Below are 15418 nucleotides of genomic sequence, written 5' to 3' on the forward strand. Positions count from 1 at the left end.
ACACAGTATGTTATAATTAAGGGAGGATTGTACGATGTTTCACAAATCCATTGATGGAAAAGGGGCTTTCATTGAATATCTATTGTGCCTAGTTTATAATAAAAAATAGAAAGATAATGGGAGTTTGCCTATGAGAAAAATAATTTATGACAATAAAAAATTGTGGCGTGTAAAATCCAGTAATCCTACGCTTAAAATTATACTGGCTAATCAATTAAATATTTCAGAATTGTTGGCAGAAATGCTTATTAACAGAGGAATTCATACCGTAGAGGAAGCCCGGGCTTTCTTGGACTGCCGCTTGGATCGCCTCCATGATCCATTTTTGTTAAAAGATATTGATAAGGCATTGGAAGTAATAATGGATTGCCTTAAAAACGGAAAACCCATTTTAGTAAACGGCGACTACGATGTTGACGGTATTTCCGGAACCGCTCTCTTGGTCAATGCCCTCCACCGCTTGGGCGGGGTGGTTGATTACCATATACCCCAGCGCCAGCAGGGGTATGGTCTACACAAGGAAACACTGCAATGGGCTGCAGAGGAAGGCTATTGCTTAGTCATTACCGTTGATTGCGGCATAAATGCGCTGGAAGAAGCTGAACTGGCCCGGCAGCTGGGATTGACCTTGGTAATTACCGATCACCACGAGCCGGGAGAAGTGCTGCCCAAGGCGGTGGCGGTAATAAACCCTAAAAGGGAGGATTGCCTGTACCCCTTTAAAGAGCTTGCCGGTGTGGGGGTGGCTTTGAAACTGGTACAGGCCGTTTACCAAAAGGTGGGCCTACCCTACCATTCCTGGCATGACCTGCTGGATGTGGCCTGTCTGGGAACGGTGGCCGATATTGTTCCTTTATTGGGTGAAAACAGAATTATAGTCAAGCATGGTTTAGTACAGTTAAAAAACAGTCCTAACCTCGGTTTAGCTGCATTGAAAGAGGTTAGCAAGATAACCAATAGATTGATTAACACCAAAGATGTGGGCTTTGCCCTAGGACCGCGGTTAAACGCAGCGGGGCGAGTGGGTGACCCGCGCTTAGGGGTGGAGCTGTTGCTGTGCCCGGAACCTGAACGGGCCAAGGAAATTGCAGAGGATTTAGATAGGAGTAATCGGGAACGGCAAAATATTGAGACCAGGGTTCTGGATGAAGCTTTACTGATGTTAGAAGAGCAGCCACATTTGTTAGAGGACACTGTTTTGGTGTTGGCCTCAGAAGACTGGCATCCGGGTGTAATTGGCATTGTTGCCTCCCGCCTGCTGGAGCGCTACCATCGTCCGGTGTTGATGATTTCCCTGGAAGGGGAAGAAGGTAAAGGATCCGCCCGCAGTATAGAGGGTTTTAACTTATACAATGCATTGGAGCATTGCAAGGAATATTTGATTCAGTTTGGCGGGCATGAAAAGGCGGCGGGTTTTTCCATTAATGCCGCCAATATAGATGATTTTAGGCGGGCAATTAATGACTACGCCCGGTCGGTGCTTGACGAAGAAGCCTTAATGCCCAGTGTAAATATAGATAAGATTATTTACCCTGACGAGATTAATGAAGATATAGTTGAAGAGCTGGCCCTGATTGCACCCTTTGGCCATTGTAATCCCAGTCCGGTATTAGGTTGTCGAGAGGTAAACATGGGGGACTGGCGAACCGTCGGGGAAAAACGAAATCATTTAAAGGTGAAAGTCTGCGGTGAACGGGTGACCCTGGACGGTATCGGTTTTGACTTGGCCTGTTGTGAGGAACTCTTGGCCGCCGGGAAACCGGTGGATGTTGCCTTTGTACCGGAGATCAATGAGTGGAATAACCGCAGGATGGTACAATTAAAAATTAAAGATATTTGCCACAGGGCGGTTATTCGCAGTGAGGGCATCAGATGCCAATACTTTCCGGAGGACTTAACCCGATTCTCTGAAGATTTGCTGCAGAACAAAAATCTAAGGTTGTTAAGCCCCGATTATATTTTACTAAAGCTGGAACTTTACAAAAAAAATGGGCCCGTTGAAGAACCCTTGAGGGAGATGTCAACGGATTTTTGGGACAAAATATCTCTACACGATTACAGGGAATGTCCCGATCGATTGGGATTGCTGGCAGATTCAATTGGCCCTGAGTCGGTGGTGGTGCTGGTAACCAGTGGTTATCAGGTTATTGAACTGGCCCATTCCCTTGCATTAAAGCGCCCTGAACTGGCCCACCGCATTGCATATTACTGCCGGGGCATGACTGAGGATATTGGCGAATATATTAAGCAGCTTTCAAAGCCGGATTCCGGGGTAGTTTTAATAACCACCCCCAATTTAGCAAAGGATTTGGGCATCAAAGACCTGGGCAAGGCAATACTGTATTACCCACCCTTTAGTGCCCGGGGCTTGCTGTCAGCGGCAGAGGCGGCCGGAACCAACGGTGACCTCTACTTCATGTTTAAAACAGAAGACATAGCCGCGGCAAGTAAGGTGCTGACTACCTTTGCCCCGGAAAGGGACAGTTTTGTGGCTCTGTACCGTTTTTTAGTGCGCAAGGTTGGTATGAACAAAATAGTTGAGCTGCCTGCAGAAGAGCTGCGAGAGGTGTTAACGGAAGACGGCGGTGCCCTGGTTGAAGATTATACGGTGGCGCTGTCAATGCAGGTGTTTGCTGAACTGGATTTATTAAGGTTTGGCTACCGAAAAGGAATTTATCAGGTAAAAATGCTGCCAAGGCCCAGCCATAAGCTGGATTTGGAAAGTTCAAAGACCTTCAAATGGACCAATAACATTTCCCTGGAGGGTCTGCAGTTTATTTCTATTTTAGTTAGCGGCAACTTAAAACATATTTCTAAACTTCCTTACCTATAGCATCTGTTAACTTAAGCAGGGCTTAATCGGCGAAATATGATATAATACCGCTTATATTAGCAAGAAAAAAGATTACTAAAAGGGGGGGCACCGGTGTCCTTAGCACAGTTGACTGAAAAAATTAAAAGTTATAACGCCACAGCGGACATCGCCTTCCTGCGCAAAGCTTACCGTTATGCTGAATGGGCTCATTTTGGACAGAAGAGAATTTCCGGTGAAGACTATTTTATTCACCCCGTTGAAGTGGCTAACATTTTAGCTGACATGCATTTAGATATGGAGACGGTGGTGGGTGCACTGCTGCACGATGTGGTGGAAGACACCGGGGTCACACTGGAAGACATAGAGCATGAATTTGGAGAGCAAGTTGCTTTACTGGTGGATGGAGTAACAAAGTTAAAGAAACTGGAGTTTAAATCAAAGGTAGAACGGCAGGCTGAAAACTTGCGGAAGATGTTTTTGGCCATGGCCAAGGATATTAGGGTTGTACTGATCAAGCTTGCGGACAGACTGCATAATTTACGCACCTTAAACTACCAGACCGAAGCCAAACAGCGGGAAAAGGCAGAGGAAACGCTGGAAATATTTGCACCCCTGGCCCACCGCTTAGGTATCTATCGCATTAAGTGGGAATTGGAGGATATATCCTTTAGATATCGCTACCCGGAAGAATATTATAGGCTTAAAGAATTGGTGGCGGCCACCAGACAAAAACGGGAGGAATTTATTCAAAGGGTAATTGACACCTTAAGCGTCAAGTTGGAAGATATGGATATCCAGGCTGAAATAAAGGGCCGGCCCAAAAACTTTTACTCCATTTATCAAAAGATGAAGCAACAACAAAAAGACTTTACGGAGATCTACGATGTCCTGGCCGTAAGGATTATTGTGGAAACTGTGAAAGACTGTTACGGCGCATTGGGAATAGCCCACACCTTATGGAAGCCTATTCCCGGAAGGTTTAAAGACTATATAGCAATGCCTAAAACCAATATGTACCAGTCACTGCACACCACTGTGATAGGGCCTTCGGGGGAACCCTTTGAAATTCAAATACGCACCTTTGACATGCACCGCACGGCAGAATACGGTATTGCCGCCCACTGGCGATATAAGGAAAACATAAAGGGCGAGACCGCCGAGCAAAAAATGGTGTGGTTGAGACAACTGCTGGACTGGCAGCATGACTTGAGGGATGCCCGGGAGTTTATGGAGGGTCTGAAGATAGATATATTTGCCCATTCGGTCTTTGTCTTTACTCCTAAGGGCGATGTGGTGGAACTGCCTGCCGGTTCAATACCCATTGACTTTGCTTACCGTATTCACACCGATGTGGGACACCGGTGCATCGGGGCCAAAGTTAATGGCAGAATTGTACCGCTGGATTATAAACTGAAAAACGGCGACATTACAGAAATTATTACCAAAAAAAGCGGCGGGCCCAGCAGGGATTGGTTGAATATTGTTAAAACATCCCAGGCTAAAGCCCGTATTAAGAATTGGTTTAAGAAAGAAAAGAAAGAAGAGAACATTACAAAGGGCAAGGAGCTCTTGGAGCGTGAGATTAGAAAGCAGGGTTTAGACTTATCAATACTAAAGAGTGACCAACTGTTGGAGGTTGGACGCAAGCTCAGCCTTAACAGTGTGGACGATATCTTTGCGGCCGTGGGTGATGCCCAAATTACCCCCCTGATGGTGTTAGGGCGTCTGAAGGATGGCTTGAACCCGCCGGAAAAGAATTTGACAGCAGATGATTTGGTGTCTAAAAAACCCGGTAAAGGGGATTGGGGTAAACCCACCCAGGGCATTAGAGTAAAAGGGATTGACAACCTCCTTATTCGCTTGGCCCAATGCTGCAACCCTGTTCCGGGTGATGATATATCAGGATACATCACCCGCGGTCGGGGGGTTTCAATACACCGCAGTGATTGTAAAAACTTAAAGGAACTTCAAGCGGTGGACCCGGAACGCCTGGTAGAAGTAACCTGGGACAAGAATTTTGATTCCTCATTCCATGTGAAACTGGAGGTTACCGGCATGGACCGGGCGGGCCTCTTGAACGATGTTCTCAATGTACTGTTAGAAATGAAAATTAATACCAACTGGGTCACTGCTCGCACCCGTAAAGATAGGATGGCAACAATAGAGCTGGCCCTTCATCTAAAAAGTATTGAACAAATGGAATTTGTATTGAACAAAATTAAACGGGTAAAGGATATTTATACGGTGCGCAGGATTGCCGGAGGGCAATCTTTGGCACACTAGTGATGGGGGTAGAAACTATGCGTGCGGTGGTACAACGGGTTAGCTCCGGTTCGGTAACAGTTGCAGGGAATACCGTGGGTGCAATAAATAAAGGACTGGTTGTGCTGCTGGGTGTGGGGCAGCAGGATACCCTTGAGGATGCCAAGTATTTGGCAGAAAAGATATGTGGTTTACGGATTTTTGAGGATAAAGAGGGCAAGTTAAACCTATCTCTTATGGATATTGCAGGGGAAGTATTGGTTGTATCACAGTTTACCCTTTTCGGTGACTGTCGTCGGGGCCGCAGGCCCAGTTTTTCCAATGCCGCCCCGCCGGAAACGGCTGTCAAACTATATCAACAATTCGTTGAACATCTGCGGCAAATGAATGTTAAAGTGGAAACCGGAGAGTTTCAGCAGCATATGGTAGTAAACATTGTAAATGATGGCCCGGTTACTTTAATGTTGGATAGTAAAAAGGAATTTTAAAAATGGAGGAATTGGATACTGTGAACGTTGAAGTGTTGCCAGTGGGCCAGCTGGATGCTAACTGTTATATCTTAATGTGCCCAGATACAAAGGAAGCAGCCATTATCGACCCCGGTGGAGATGCCCCGGACATTTTACAGTTGTTAAAGCGGATGGGGGCGAAAGCCAAGTACATTATCTGCACCCACGGCCATGTGGACCATATTGCTGCGGTGGGTGATGTTAAATCAGCCACCGGGGCCAGCGTCTTGATACACCATGGGGATGCGGACATGCTCACCGATCCGCAAAAAAATCTTTCGGCCTATATGGGGCTGAAGTTAAAGCTTGCCCCGGCGGATCAGCTGCTGCAAGACGGTGATATTGTCCGGCTGGGTCAATTGGAGTTAAAGATATTCAATGTGCCCGGCCACACTAAGGGCGGGGTGTGTATAAAGGTGGGCCATGTGCTGTTTAGCGGTGATACGCTATTTGCCCGCTCCATTGGCCGTTCGGATTTTCCCGGCGGCAACCACAGTGATTTAATTAGGGGTATAAAAGAAAAGATACTGACCCTGCCGGCAGAAACCAGAATTTACCCGGGCCACGGTCCCGACACCACCGTGGGAGACGAAAAGAAGCATAATCCTTTCTTAAGATAGTAAAAGGGCACCGACGGTGCCCTTACAATATTCCTTTAAAATTATTCTCTACTAAATGATAAAAATCCGCCAGGGTGCCGCTGGCATCCGGTTTAAGCGGTGAGTCTTTACTGTCTATCATACAGTCGGTTACCAGATAGGTTTTTATACCCAGTTTGCCGGCCACAAGGTCTTCCAGTGTGTCGTTACCGACCATCAAGGCCTGGTGGGCTTCCACCTTAAGTTCACGCAATATCTCTGCATAGTAGGCCGGATTTGGTTTGCAATAACGGCTGTTCTCGTAGGTGGTTACCACTTCCCAGGGTTGGTCTGCAATTCCCGCCCATTTCATTCGGGCCTGGATGGCCGCAGCAGGGAACAGGGGATTGGTGGCCAAGGCTATTTTTATATTCTTTTGCACAACTGCCGAAACTACTTTTTTGGCCAAGGGCGTGGGGTCGGTAAACTCCTCCAGCTCAGTGAATTTGGTGGTGTAAAAGGCATCAAACATTGGCAGGATTTCTTCTTCACTGTGATTCACCAGGGGAAGAAAGGTTTCCAAAAATACTTGGCTGTTGTATTTGTCCGGACTGTTGTCTTTAACCATTGCCTTGGTTGCAGTCCATATATAAGCTGCAAATTCTTCGGCATTGTAGTGGGCACTGAATGCTCCGGTTAACCGCTTAAAATACTCATCCATAAATCGCTGTTGGTTCATGGGTAACAAGGTGCCGTCCAGATCGAAAAGAACTGCTTTAAACATATATAAAAAAACCTCTCATTAATACTTTCTTGGTGTATGGTAAAGGCATGGCCGCTTAGTTGGGAATTGTTTTAGTGTTTGCAGCCGCAGGAACAGCCACCCTTACCCTTCTTATGGCCATTGTCCTTTTTTGGTCTCACCGATTCCAGTTGGTCAATAACCTGCTGCCGAATACCCTGCAGGTATATCTGTCTTAGGCGGTGCTGTTCTATTTTTTCCTCCTCTGTCAAACCTTCGCTGCGCTGCTTGCGAGCCAGTGCATTTATTTTTTCTATTAACTCATTGGTAATTGTCATTTGTATCACCCCATTGGTACATTATAACCAAAAAGAACACCTTGAGTAAACTCTTTGGAAAGGAATATTTTTCTGGCACTGTTTTGTTGGAACCTTTACAGTGCCTGCGGCGCCATACTATATAGGCATGTTTTTCTCATTAAATTACGGAAGTTTAATGTTTATGAAGTATTTTTGTGTTATGCTGCAAGAAAGGTAGGCTGTATAAAATTCTAGCTACCTCTTTAATTAAAGGGAAAGCGATGATTATGATGGTAGACCAATTGCTAGTAAAAAGAGCAGCTAAAGGGGATGCCCACGCATTTTTAAAATTGAGTAAGCAATATCAAAGGGGGCTGTACCGGGTTGCCTTTGGTATGCTGGGTAATGAGCATGATGCTGCCGATGCTGTACAAGAAACGCTGTTAAAGGCTTATCGTGATGTGGCTAATTTACGCAATCATCAACAATTTAAGAGTTGGCTGTACCGTATTTTAACCAACCGCTGCATTGATATTTTGCGCCAGCGCCAACGCACCACGCCGGTAGAAAATGTCTGGAAAAACGAGGCGGTGGAAAACAATTGGGATTTAAAGGTTGACATAGCCAATGCCTTGGCAGGATTAGACGAACAACACCGTACGGTGGTGGTGCTGCGTTTTTTTCAAGATATGCAGCTGGGGGATATTGCAGTGGTGCTTAACATACCGGTGGGTACAGTGAAGTCCAGACTGCATCGGGCGATGAAAAAGTTAAAGTTATCATTGTCAACTGCTGAAGAGGGCAGAGTGGGGGGTGAGACCATTGACCTGTGTTAAAGTAGCGGAACTGCTGGAGGACTATGTGCTGGGACAGCTGTCCCTTGAAGAAGAAAAAAAGGTCAATGAGCATCTAAAACACTGCCCTGCCTGTAAAAAAGAATACTTGGCGCTTAAAAGGTTAACCGAGGAATTACACCAATGGTCCGGCCGCATTGAGATGCCCAAAGATTTAGAGAAAAAGATTGAAAATATTATACTGGAAGAAGCCAAGTCCCGGACAAAACTCCCAAGGGCTTATAAAAATGCTTTAACCTATGCGGCCGCTGCCGCTTTGCTGTTCTCTGTTTCCTGGGGGGTATGGTCACAAACCGATTTATTTATAAAAGATGACCCTGTGCCCATGCAGCAGGCTGCACCCAAGGAGGATCTTGCCTCCATGCAGAGGGCTGCTGAACAGGGTCCTGCCCGGGGATTTGACGGCCATGATAGCCTGGAACTCTTTGATTACGGAGACCAGGATGTGCCCCCTGATCTTGAAACACCTGTGTCCAATGAAGTTGATGGGGTTAAGGATGCGGAAATGGTGACCATGGCTTTGGATTCACCAATGACTGCCGGGCCGGAAGGGAGCATTCAGCAGCCCTTTATTCCACCCCATGAGGTGCAAAGTATTGTAATAGATAGGGGTGGAGATATTTTCTCGCTGCCAAAGGATGAAGAAAATCAAGGGATAGTGGATATGCTGGTGCAAGGTGTAAATGAGGCTGAAATAGTGGAAAATACGGAAAAGGTCAATGACAGGGTATTTAAGCAGCAAATATATATTCAACTTGCGGACGGCAGCAAATATCAAATACTGTACAATGGGGACAGCAACAAAGCCCTTGTGGACGGTGTTTTAATTGTCCCCGGGCCGGCACTGTCGGAGGCATTGGAGGCACTGTTGACAAATTAGCACTGTTTTATTACAATCTTGCTAGTATATATATCGTGAAATCTATGATCGGGAAGAGTAAGCGGCCTACCCCTGTTCAGGGAGAACAAGCCCCGGACTGTAAGCTTGTTTACAGGGAACCGTTGAAAAACACCCGGGAGTGGTCACCGAAAGATGCCCGGCATCCATTAGGCTGGCCCGGCAGGGCACCGTTATATGCCCCTAGAGGGGAACCTATGGGTTCAATCAGGGTGGCACCACGGGAATCTAACCCGTCCCTGGATATGCTTAAACTGCATAACCAGAGGCGGGTTTTTAGTTTTTTTTATTGGGAGGTGTTTTATTGTGCTAACCACAAAACCACGGGGTACCAACGACATCTTACCCGGTGAGGTGGAAAAATGGCAATACATAGAAAAGGTGATTAGGGAAGTTTGTCAAACATATGGGTACAGGGAAATTCGCACCCCGATTTTTGAGCATACTGAACTGTTCCAACGGGGGGTGGGTGAAACCACCGACATTGTGGAAAAGGAGATGTACACCTTTAAAGATCGCGGTGACCGCAGTATAACGCTGCGGCCGGAAGGAACAGCCGCTGTGGTGCGTTCTTACCTGGAGAATAAACTCTATGCGGGAACACAACCCCTAAAACTGTATTACATTGGCCCCATGTTTCGTTATGATCGCCCCCAGGCGGGCCGTTATCGCCAGTTTCACCAGTTCGGGGTTGAAGTTTTGGGGGTACACAGCCCGGGCATTGATGCAGAGGTAATGGCCATGGCCATGGAAGTATATGGCCGTCTGGGTCTAAAGGATTTAGAGCTGCATATTAACAGTTTGGGTTGTCCCCAGTGCAGGCCCTTATTAAAAGAGCGCCTGCAGGAGTTTTTGCAGCCCCATCTTGAGGGCTTCTGCCAGCAATGTAAAGGCCGCTATCACCGCAACCCGCTGCGCATTTTAGATTGTAAAAGCGAAAAATGTAAACAGTTATCAGAGGGTGCCCCCACCACAGCCGATTGCCTGTGCCCCTCCTGCGCAGCATTTTTTGATGAAGTTAAAAGGTGCCTAGATTTGCTGGGGATTGATTATGTGGTAGATAAAAATTTGGTTAGGGGCCTGGACTATTATACCCACACAGCCTTTGAAATAATGGCCAAAGGGATAGGGGCTCAAAGCTCTGTGGGCGGGGGTGGCAGATATAACGGCTTGGTGGAGGCCTGTGGTGGCCCGGAAATCCCGGGAATAGGCTATGCCCTAGGGTTGGAGCGAATATTGCTGGCAATGGAGCAGCAGGGAGCGGAATTTCCCCCTGCTTGGCGCCCCGATGTGTTTTTAGTAACTGCCTGCCCTGAAGCTGAAGAAGAGGTGTATAAACTGCTGGCCGACCTAAGGGAACTGGGTTATTCCGCAGATAAAGATTATATGGGACGCAGCCTAAAGGCGCAAATGAAATATGCCGGCAAGTTAAATGCCCGCCGCACCGTAATAATTGGGGAAAATGAACTTAAGAACGGAACAATAACGGTAAAGGATATGATTACAGGCGAACAGGAAGAAATAAAACGGGAAAAAATTACAGTGCTGTTAGGAGGTAAATAAGGACATGCAAACAGAGCATGCTTTAAAGCGAACCCATATGTGCGGTGAGCTGAGAAGTGAAAATATAGATGAACAGGTAGTGCTGATGGGCTGGGTACAGCGCCGCCGGGATCATGGTGGCCTTATTTTCGTGGACTTACGTGACCGTACCGGCATAGTGCAGGTGGTGTTCAGCCCTGAGGTGGATAAAAATTCTTTTCACAAGGCGGAGGCCATTAGAAGTGAATGGGTATTGGCTGTTAAGGGGAAAGTTTACGGGCGCCCTGAGGGCACAGCCAATCCCAAAATGATTACCGGCATGGTAGAGGTATATGCCGACAAGCTGATTGTTTTAAACAAGGCCAAAACCCCTCCCTTCTACATAGAAGATGGGATCGACGTGGATGAAAACCTGAGATTAAAGTACCGCTACATTGACTTGCGCCGCCCTGAAATGCAGGAGGCCATGATTTTAAGGCATCGGGCATCTAAGGCTGTGCGGGATTTCCTTGACCGGAACAATTTCTTAGAAATAGAAACACCCATGCTAACCAGGAGTACTCCCGAAGGGGCCAGGGATTACCTGGTACCCAGCAGGGTAAACCCCGGAAAGTTCTATGCCCTGCCGCAATCACCGCAAATATTTAAGCAAATACTGATGCTGTCGGGTTTGGAAAGGTATTTCCAAATAGTGCGCTGTTTTAGGGATGAAGACTTGCGGGCCGATCGGCAGCCTGAATTTACCCAAATAGATATTGAAATGTCCTTTGTGGACGTTGAAGATGTCACTTCACTGATGGAAGAGATGATTGCCTATGTTTGTAAGGAAACAATCGGTTTGGAAGTTAATTTGCCAATCCCAAAAATATCCTACTCCGAGGCAATGGATCGCTTTGGCACAGATAAACCGGACACTCGTTTTGGTATGGAATTAAAGGATATCTCTCCCTTGGCAGCCCAATGTGGATTTAAAGTGTTTAACAGTGTGGTTAAAAACGGGGGCTTGGTTAAGGGTATTAACGCCAAAGGCTGTGGCCACTTTAGCCGTAAAGAAATTGATGACCTGACGGCATATGTGGCAATATACAAAGCAAAGGGACTGGCCTACTTTATTGTCACCGAGGACGGTGTTAAATCGCCCATAGCCAAATTCTTTAAACCGGAAGAAATAAATGATATTTTAGATAAGTTTGAGGCTAAAGCGGGGGACTTGCTGTTATTTGTGGCAGACAGTCCGGATGTGGTGGCTGCTTCGCTGGGGGCGCTGCGCCTGCATTTGGCAGAGCGTTTGGATATTATCCCCAAGGATCAGTTTAACTTCCTGTGGGTGGTTAACTTTCCCCTGCTGGAATATGATGAGGAGGAAGGGCGCCATGTGGCCATGCACCATCCCTTTACTGCCCCCTTGGACAGCGACCTTGAGCTGTTGACCGATAAACCGGAAGAGGTGCATGCAAAGGCCTATGACATGGTACTTAACGGAGTGGAAATTGGAGGAGGAAGTATTAGAATACACAACCGGGAAATACAGGAAAAAATGTTTAAGGCCATTGGGCTCAGTGATGATGAAGCAAGGGAAAAATTTGGCTTCATGTTAGAGGCCTTTGAGTACGGTGCCCCACCCCACGGGGGGGTAGCCTTTGGATTTGACCGTTTAGTAATGCTGCTGGCAGGCAAAGACAGCATTAGGGATGTAATTGCCTTTCCTAAGACTTCCAGTGCCACCTGCCTGATGACCGGCGCACCCAACGAGGTGGATGCCAAACAGTTAAAGGAATTGCACATTAAACAGTCAGGCAAAATGGCACTGCAGCAGGGCGATAAATAATTTAATACATCTTGCCAGGAGATTGTAACTATGGTAACATGTTAGCAATAAAGATTAAGTTGAAAGTTTAGAAAACTAACTTCCCTGCTGTGAACGTGTTCATCTTGAAAGTTGAGCCAACACCATAATGAGGGGAGCCCCACTCTGACGGTGAATTGTATGCCTAAGTAAGGAAACATGAAGCAATCAGGAGGGCACCCACCTGTGAGCATCAGGTTCAAGTTTTTTTAAGATGAACACGGCATTGGTGGGAACTAAATTAAATCAGTGTGCCTGCGTGAATGCTGCACACTGATTTTTTAATATTTAATTAAGAATTGGTGATAATTAGACAGAGGTTGGCTTTAACCTTAACCGGGGGGAGAGTAGGAGTGGGATTACACCGTTTTTCACGCACCGAGCTTATCATCGGTTCCCAGGGTTTACATAAATTAAAATGCAGTAAGGTGGCTGTATTTGGTGTAGGCGGCGTAGGCTCTTACACCGTTGAGGCTTTGGCCAGGGCCGGGGTGGGGCACCTGCTTTTAGTGGACTCTGATGATGTTTGTCTGACCAACATTAACCGGCAGATTCACGCCTTGGACAACACGGTGGGCCAGGCCAAGGTAAAACTGATGGCCGACAGGGTCAAATTAATTAACCCTGATATAAAGGTGGAGGCTGTTAAAGAGTTTTACACCCCTGAAAATGGAAGTAGGTTTGTTACTTCAGATATAGATTATGTGGTGGATGCAATTGATAATGTAAGGGGCAAGTTAGATTTAATTAAAAGATGTGTTGAGAACAAAATACCTATTGCCGCGGCCATGGGGGCAGGCAATAAATTGGATGCCGGTGCCCTTAGACAGGCAGATATTTCTGAAACCTCGGTATGCCCCTTGGCCAAGGTAGTAAGGAGGGAGCTGAAAAAGGCAGGCATATTCAGGGGAGTTAAGGTGGTGTATTCCACCGAACAGCCAATAAAACCGGTTAAGTCCGGCCAAAACACAGATGGCCGCCAGGTACCGGGCAGCATATCCTTTGTGCCCGGGGTGGCGGGTTTAATGTTGGCAAGCATTGTAGTAAATGATTTGATTCACAATCTTAATAAATCGGAAAATTTAGAAATTTGACAAGGGCTTTTAGTAGGTATTATAATGTTAAGCTGTAAGGACGACGTAAACATGTCAAAATATTCTTGGTAAATACATGACCATTTAGAAAGGGGCGAGTTATGTGGCAAGCGAAAACATTATCATTCTCACCGATGCTGATTTTAAAGAGCAAGTTAATGGCAGCGATATGCCGGTGCTGGTTGATTTTTGGGCTGAGTGGTGCGGACCCTGTAAGATGATTGCACCGGAACTGGAAAAACTGGCCGACGAGTTGGTTGGCAAAGTGAAAGTTGCTAAGATAAACGTTGATGATAACCGTAGCACTCCGGGTGAATACCAAGTGATGAGTATACCTACAATGGTGCTTTTTAAAGACGGTAAAGAAGTTGAACGTGCCATTGGTTTTCGTAAAAAAGATGAATTATTGAAGATGATTGAAAAACATCTCTAATTATTAAAAGCACGTGCAAGGGCGCGTGCTTTTAATATTTCTTGTGCGGCTTGGTGTAAACTAAGTTCTCTATATATCTTCAGGAGGTTGAAAGTTTTGTTGTTTTATCCTGATCATTTGCCTTTAGCTGCCAGAATGCGTCCTCGCTGTCTTGAGGAATTTGTGGGGCAGGAGCACATCTTAGAGGAAAACAAGCTCCTATATAGGGCCATCAAGGCTGGGCGCTTGGGGTCGGCCATATTTTACGGTCCGCCGGGGACCGGCAAAACAGCCTTGGCGGAAATAGTGGCCCATAGCTCGCAACGGTCCTTTGAACGGTTAAATGCTGTCACCTGCGGTGTGAAAGATATTAGGCAAGCGGCAGATAAGGCCCAGCGCACCGGACCGGTAATTTTGTTTTTAGATGAAATACATCACTTAAATAAAAGTCAACAGGATGCCCTCTTACCTTTTGTGGAACAGGGTTTAATCACCCTCATTGGCTCTACCACAGAAAATCCTTTTTTTGAAGTGAACAATGCCTTGCGATCCCGTTCCACACTATTTCAATTTTATCCCCTTACACCGGATGACATAAAAAAAATATTACATAATGCCCTCAGGGATGAAAGCCGCGGTTTGGGTAAATATAAGGTAAATTTACATGACGACGCCCTGGAACATCTGGTTCAAGCCAGTGGCGGTGATGCCCGCACTGCCTTAAATGCCCTGGAGTTGGGGGTGCTGACCACGGAGCCCGATGCCCAAGGCATAATTCAATTTGAATTAAAGGTGGCTGAAGAATGTTTGCAGCAGCAAATGTTGAAATATGACAAATCCGGGGATAATCATTATGATGTGGCCTCGGCCCTAATTAAATCAATCAGGGGCAGTGACCCCGACGCGGCTTTGCATTATCTGGCAAGGATGCTGGCCGCCGGCGAAGACGTGAAGTTTATCGCCCGCAGATTGGTGATCAGTGCCTCAGAAGATGTGGGCCTGGCCCAGCCCCAGGCGCTGCCGGTGGCAATGGCCGGCGCCCAGGCAGTTCAGTTTATTGGCATGCCCGAAGCACGCATTATTTTGTCGGAGGTGGTGATCTACTTAGCCCTGTGCCCCAAAAGTAATTCGGCATACCGGGCCATAGACGAAGCCTTGGCAGATGTAAGAAAGAAAGACTGCGGAAATGTGCCTGTACATTTGCGCGATGCCCACTATAAAGGTGCAAAGGAACTGGGCCATGGCCTGGGCTATAAATATGCCCATGATTATCCCGGCGCGTGGGTTTTGCAGCAGTATTTACCGGATAAGCTGGTGGGGACAGAGTACTACCGGCCCAATGACAGGGGCGTTGAAAGGAAAATGAAAGAAAAGATTATACAGCTAAGAAAGCTAAGCAAAGAAACTTAAGGTGTTCAAACTTATGGACATCATAGTTGCCAAGGCTATTTTCTTATTAGCCAGGATTTAATTAATATAGCGGGTTTTGCTTAATTTTGTTAAAGAAAAATAACCAAGTGCTGCACTAGGGTTTTTCATTGACAGTGCTCAGTTTGCTGTGCTATTA

13 protein-coding genes, 1 other RNA gene and 1 other annotated feature are annotated in these 15418 nt (G+C 46.5%); of the genes, 12 read left to right on the top strand and 2 right to left on the bottom strand.

The annotated features are described in order from the left end of the window. Positions 1-130: 130 nt before the first annotated feature. The 4 genes from recJ (at position 131) to BR02_RS0107000 (ending at position 6206) form a co-directional block, all read left to right on the top strand. Positions 131-2833, top strand: a complete 2703-nt coding sequence (gene recJ, locus BR02_RS0106985) for a single-stranded-DNA-specific exonuclease RecJ (RefSeq protein WP_031515573.1) — start codon at positions 131-133, stop codon at positions 2831-2833. 93 nt (positions 2834-2926) lie between these two features. Further along, positions 2927-5098 (top strand): RelA/SpoT family protein, encoded by a 2172-nt coding sequence (locus BR02_RS0106990; RefSeq protein ID WP_031515575.1) that lies wholly within the window; start codon positions 2927-2929, stop codon positions 5096-5098. Between the two features lie 17 nt (positions 5099-5115). Continuing rightward, entirely contained in the window at positions 5116-5565 is a 450-nt protein-coding gene (dtd, locus tag BR02_RS0106995; RefSeq protein ID WP_031515577.1) for a D-aminoacyl-tRNA deacylase, read from the top strand. A gap of 2 nt (positions 5566-5567) precedes the next feature. Beyond that, positions 5568-6206: an MBL fold metallo-hydrolase gene (locus BR02_RS0107000; RefSeq protein ID WP_238442420.1), complete on the top strand. Its 639-nt coding sequence runs from the start codon at positions 5568-5570 to the stop codon at positions 6204-6206. 22 nt (positions 6207-6228) lie between these two features. Here the strand turns inward: BR02_RS0107000 and BR02_RS0107005 are convergent, their stop codons facing one another. Together BR02_RS0107005 and BR02_RS0107010 are read right to left on the bottom strand one after the other, a co-directional pair. Continuing rightward, entirely contained in the window at positions 6229-6948 is a 720-nt protein-coding gene (locus BR02_RS0107005) for an HAD family hydrolase (RefSeq protein ID WP_031515581.1), read from the bottom strand. A gap of 71 nt (positions 6949-7019) precedes the next feature. Further along, positions 7020-7244, bottom strand: coding sequence for a DUF896 domain-containing protein (locus tag BR02_RS0107010; protein ID WP_034638976.1), 225 nt, complete (start codon positions 7242-7244; stop codon positions 7020-7022). A 242-nt stretch (positions 7245-7486) separates the two neighbouring features. Here BR02_RS0107010 and BR02_RS0107015 point away from each other — a divergent pair, with 242 nt between their 5' ends. From BR02_RS0107015 to BR02_RS0107045, 8 genes are all read left to right on the top strand, one after another. After that, entirely contained in the window at positions 7487-8041 is a 555-nt protein-coding gene (locus BR02_RS0107015) for an RNA polymerase sigma factor (RefSeq protein ID WP_051688180.1), read from the top strand. Then, positions 8028-8939 (top strand): anti-sigma factor family protein, encoded by a 912-nt coding sequence (locus tag BR02_RS0107020; protein WP_031515587.1) that lies wholly within the window; start codon positions 8028-8030, stop codon positions 8937-8939. Before BR02_RS0107015 ends, BR02_RS0107020 begins: the two co-directional genes overlap by 14 nt. 35 nt (positions 8940-8974) lie before the next feature. Then, positions 8975-9201 (top strand) — a binding site (T-box leader). Positions 9202-9263: 62 nt separating this feature from the next. Further along, complete coding sequence (gene hisS / locus BR02_RS0107025) at positions 9264-10520, top strand: histidine--tRNA ligase (protein WP_031515589.1); 1257 nt, start codon at positions 9264-9266, stop codon at positions 10518-10520. A gap of 4 nt (positions 10521-10524) precedes the next feature. Further along, positions 10525-12327: an aspartate--tRNA ligase gene (gene aspS / locus BR02_RS0107030; protein ID WP_031515591.1), complete on the top strand. Its 1803-nt coding sequence runs from the start codon at positions 10525-10527 to the stop codon at positions 12325-12327. Between the two features lie 78 nt (positions 12328-12405). Then, positions 12406-12585: non-coding RNA, 6S RNA (gene ssrS, locus BR02_RS15075), on the top strand. Positions 12586-12698: 113 nt separating this feature from the next. Further along, positions 12699-13439: a tRNA threonylcarbamoyladenosine dehydratase gene (locus BR02_RS0107035; RefSeq protein ID WP_034638977.1), complete on the top strand. Its 741-nt coding sequence runs from the start codon at positions 12699-12701 to the stop codon at positions 13437-13439. Between the two features lie 103 nt (positions 13440-13542). Next, a complete protein-coding gene (trxA, locus tag BR02_RS0107040) occupies positions 13543-13872 on the top strand; it encodes a thioredoxin (RefSeq protein ID WP_031515595.1) in 330 nt (109 codons plus the stop codon). A gap of 96 nt (positions 13873-13968) precedes the next feature. Continuing rightward, positions 13969-15261, top strand: a complete 1293-nt coding sequence (locus BR02_RS0107045) for a replication-associated recombination protein A (protein WP_337999129.1) — start codon at positions 13969-13971, stop codon at positions 15259-15261. The last annotated feature ends 157 nt before the right edge of the window (positions 15262-15418 follow it).

The organism is Desulfofalx alkaliphila DSM 12257, from assembly GCF_000711975.1.
Classification (GTDB): Bacteria; Bacillota; Desulfotomaculia; order Desulfotomaculales; family Desulfohalotomaculaceae; genus Desulfofalx; species Desulfofalx alkaliphila.

What these genes read in the sequence shown, in the direction of transcription:
- recJ (WP_031515573.1), top strand. Translation starts at nt 131, where the DNA reads ATGAGAAAAATAATTTATGACAATAAAAAATTGTGGCGTGTAAAATCC.
- dtd (WP_031515577.1), top strand. Translation starts at nt 5,116, where the DNA reads ATGCGTGCGGTGGTACAACGGGTTAGCTCCGGTTCGGTAACAGTTGCA.
- BR02_RS0107000 (WP_238442420.1), top strand. Translation starts at nt 5,568, where the DNA reads ATGGAGGAATTGGATACTGTGAACGTTGAAGTGTTGCCAGTGGGCCAG.
- BR02_RS0107005 (WP_031515581.1), bottom strand. Translation starts at nt 6,948, where the DNA reads ATGTTTAAAGCAGTTCTTTTCGATCTGGACGGCACCTTGTTACCCATG.
- BR02_RS0107010 (WP_034638976.1), bottom strand. Translation starts at nt 7,244, where the DNA reads ATGACAATTACCAATGAGTTAATAGAAAAAATAAATGCACTGGCTCGC.
- BR02_RS0107015 (WP_051688180.1), top strand. Translation starts at nt 7,487, where the DNA reads ATGATTATGATGGTAGACCAATTGCTAGTAAAAAGAGCAGCTAAAGGG.
- aspS (WP_031515591.1), top strand. Translation starts at nt 10,525, where the DNA reads ATGCAAACAGAGCATGCTTTAAAGCGAACCCATATGTGCGGTGAGCTG.